This is a genomic window from Solidesulfovibrio sp. (genome assembly GCF_029978005.1).
Taxonomy (GTDB): domain Bacteria; phylum Desulfobacterota; class Desulfovibrionia; order Desulfovibrionales; family Desulfovibrionaceae; genus Solidesulfovibrio.
Genome location: NZ_JARKOZ010000156.1, coordinates 1 through 2,450, shown reverse-complemented (window position 1 = coordinate 2,450; position 2,450 = coordinate 1). Strand labels below are relative to the sequence as shown.

General features: G+C 67.8%; 3 protein-coding genes. 2 read left to right on the top strand and 1 reads right to left on the bottom strand.

Annotation, left to right across the window (positions count from 1 at the left end; genetic code table 11):
* A partial coding sequence (locus Q1K70_RS17840; RefSeq protein WP_300162521.1) for a nucleoside hydrolase occupies positions 1–298 on the bottom strand: 298 nt, incomplete at its 3' end.
* Between the two features lie 643 nt (positions 299–941).
* Between Q1K70_RS17840 and Q1K70_RS17835 the strand changes: the two genes are divergently transcribed.
* Positions 942–1,157 carry a hypothetical protein gene (locus Q1K70_RS17835; RefSeq protein ID WP_300162518.1) on the top strand — a complete coding sequence of 72 codons (216 nt, stop codon included), beginning with the start codon at positions 942–944 and terminating at the stop codon, positions 1,155–1,157.
* On the top strand, positions 1,100–2,450 hold a 1,351-nt coding region (locus Q1K70_RS17830), incomplete at its 3' end, for a transposase (RefSeq protein ID WP_300162515.1). The genes Q1K70_RS17835 and Q1K70_RS17830, both read left to right, overlap by 58 nt.

Sequence of the window (2,450 nt, the reverse complement as noted above, 5' to 3'; positions counted from 1 at the left end):
TCCCGGCGATGCCGGTGTGCTGCCCCACAATGCCCGGAGTGGGCCGGCCCACCACAATCGGAATTTTCTCCTCCAAGCCAAGCTCGTACAGCAGCCGCCCGGCCACCCGCGCGCGGCCCCAAGTGTGGCCGTGGTCCATGACCAGGCCCAGTACCTCGAACTCGGGACTGGTGAGCAGCAGGGCCACGGCGTAGGCGTCGTCCACGTCGCCGGCAAGGTCGCAATCGAAAAGGACCTTCTGTTTGGAAGCGGCGAGAGCGGGGAAGCCGAGGGCGAGGCAAAGAAGCGTCGCAAGCACGAAGGAGGCCGGACGTGGAACCCATGAGCGGCAAGGGGTCCGCAGCCGCGTCCCGGCAGAGCGTCGCCTGCCCGGGCTGGCTGCAACCGTGACGCGCTTTCCCGATGCCGCCACGGACGAGTGTAGGTTCAGGGGTTTGAGGTTTGTCATGGTGCGGTAAAGGTTGCGGTTTGGCCGGCAAAGAAGCGCGAGGGCTCCCGCGCGGCCTGAGCCGGGGTGCGGTGCGCGGGCAAAGCAGGGTCGTGCGGCCATGGGAGGCGACGCAGCGGACATCGCGATGCGCGGCAGTTCTCCACGTGGTGTGGGCGAATTCAATCTCGTGACACTTGACGCAGGCTTCGGCGACTGCGCCCGTATAATGTAGATACCGCCCGTCGGCACCGTCAACGCCGCAGCAGCGCAGCAGCACTTTGTCGGAGGGCCGACGTCTCGTCGCCGTGGCCCTCGGCTGCCTTGAAGCGCACGTCCTTCACGAGCAAACCCTCTCGGGGAGGCGACGTCCCGTCGCCGCCGCCCCCCTCGCAACCCAAAACTTTCTGGGACGAGACGTCCCAGCCTGGAGTTTGGCCCTGACTAGACGCGCTGGCATAGCGCGCATTTTTTTGTTGCCCTAATTCTAGTTTTATGACTAGATATCGCCGTTATGGGCTATCCCACCAAGCTCCAGTGCATCCAACGCCAGGACTCCCAGCAGTTCTACATCAACTTCCCCACGCCGCTCGCCCAGGCCCTCGACCTCCAAAAGGGCGAGCAGCTCGAATGGACCATCGTGGACAAGGGCCATCTGGTCCTCTCCCGCCAGTGGGTCCCGCCCGACCCCGTCCCGCTCAAAAAAAAACCTCCCTCCTCCAAAACCTGAACCTCCTCCTGGAGCGTGCCCTCGCCTCCGCTCCACAGCCCGCCCGCCATGCCGCTCATGCCCTGGCCCAACTGGTCGCCCTGGGCCGCCACACCCTCACCGGCCTGCTCGCCGCCCAGAACCGCCACCAGCAGGACTGGACCGCCGACTACCGCTTCTACAGCCACGGCCGCGTCCAGCCCGACACCTTGTTCACCACCGCCCGGCAGACGGTCGAAGCGGCCCTGGCTCCCGACGCGCCCCTGGTCGTGGGGGTGGACGATTCGCTCCTGCCCAAGACCGGACGCCGGGTCCACGGCACCGCCTGGCGACGCGATCCCCAAGGGCCGCCCTTCCAGGTCCAGTTTACCTGGGCCCAACGCGTGCTCCAGTTCTCGGCGGCCCGCCCCTTGGGGAGCGAGGGAGCGGTGCGGATGGTGCCCATTGATTTTGTCCACGCCCCCACGCCCACCAAGCCCCGAAAAGGCGCCGACGCCGCCACGCAGGCGGCCTACGTCGCAGCGGCCAAGGCGGCCAATCTGGTGGCTTTGGCGCAGCGGCGCTTGGTGGCCTTGCGGGCGCAGGTGCCTGCCAGCCGAAAGCTGCATGTGGTGGGCGATGGGCGTTACAGCAACAAGACCCTCCTGCGAAACTGTCCGCCGGGCACGGTCTATATCGGGCGCATCCGCAAGGACAGCGCGTTGTTCCATCCGCCGCCCGCCCAGCCGGCCACCGGGCGCAAACGGATTTATGGGGCCAAGGCGCTCACGCCCGAGCAACTGCGTCAGGCGGCGGATGCGCCGTGGCAAACGGTGAGGGCGTATGCGTGTGGGCGGGTCCATGAGTTCCGCGTCAAAGTGCTGGCCGACGTGCGCACCCCCTTGTGCGGGGGCCAGCCGGTGCAAGTGGTGGTTATCGCCCCGTTGGGCTACCGGCTGCGGCGGGGCGGCAAGCTGTGCTACCGTCAGCCGGCCTATCTTCTCTGCACGGACCCCACCCTGCCGGTGGCCGCCGTGGTGCAGGAGTATCTGTGGCGCTGGGACATTGAAATCAACTTTCGGGAGGAAAAGACCCTGCTGGGCGTGGGCCAGGCTCAAGTGCGGGTGCCGACGTCGGTGGAGCGGGTGCCGGCCCTGGCGGTGGGCGCCTATGGGCTGTTGCACTTGGCCGCGCTGGACACCTATGGCGACACCGGCCAGCCGGAGGGGGTCCCGCTGCCCCAATGGCGGCGGCGGCACCCGCCCGCGCGCGCCACCACCGGGCGGCTGATCAACCAACTGCGCTACGAATTGTGGGCCAGCGCCCTGCGCCCGG